This is a genomic window from Bradyrhizobium algeriense (assembly GCF_003062295.1).
In the GTDB taxonomy this organism is placed as follows: domain Bacteria; phylum Pseudomonadota; class Alphaproteobacteria; order Rhizobiales; family Xanthobacteraceae; genus Bradyrhizobium; species Bradyrhizobium algeriense.
Genome location: NZ_PYCN01000250.1, coordinates 1 through 465, shown reverse-complemented (window position 1 = coordinate 465; position 465 = coordinate 1). Strand labels below are relative to the sequence as shown.

Below are 465 nucleotides of genomic sequence, written 5' to 3'. Positions count from 1 at the left end.
AGGCAACTGTTCAAACAACTATTGATAGTATGCCAACTTCAACTCGCCCTGCTGCAATAGTAAAAGGTACAACACCAACAACTACTTACAATGTTTTATCACCTAAAGCAGGCATTGTTTATCAACCATCACAAAACACATCTTTATTTGTAAGCTATGCCAACAACTTTACAACAAACAGCGGCACAGATGTATATGGAAATTTATTGCCTGCATCAATCATTAATCAATATGAAGCAGGAGTGAAGAATAGTTTTTTAAACGGAAGAATAAACACAACGGTTAGTATTTACAGAATACTCAACAGTAACCTGGCACAGCAGGCTCAATACAAAGCAGATGGAGTAACGCTTAATACCGATGCTACTGTAAAAACACTAAGCGGAGAAACCACCAGCGATGGTATTGAACTTGGCATCAATGCAATGCTCTCACAAAACTTATATTTCATAACAGGCTATAGTT

At 37.2% G+C, this 465-nt stretch carries 1 protein-coding gene; it reads left to right on the top strand.

What is annotated here, in order from left to right; translation table 11 throughout:
* On the top strand, positions 1–465 hold a 465-nt coding region (locus tag C7G61_RS45490), incomplete at both ends, for a TonB-dependent receptor domain-containing protein (protein WP_190242297.1).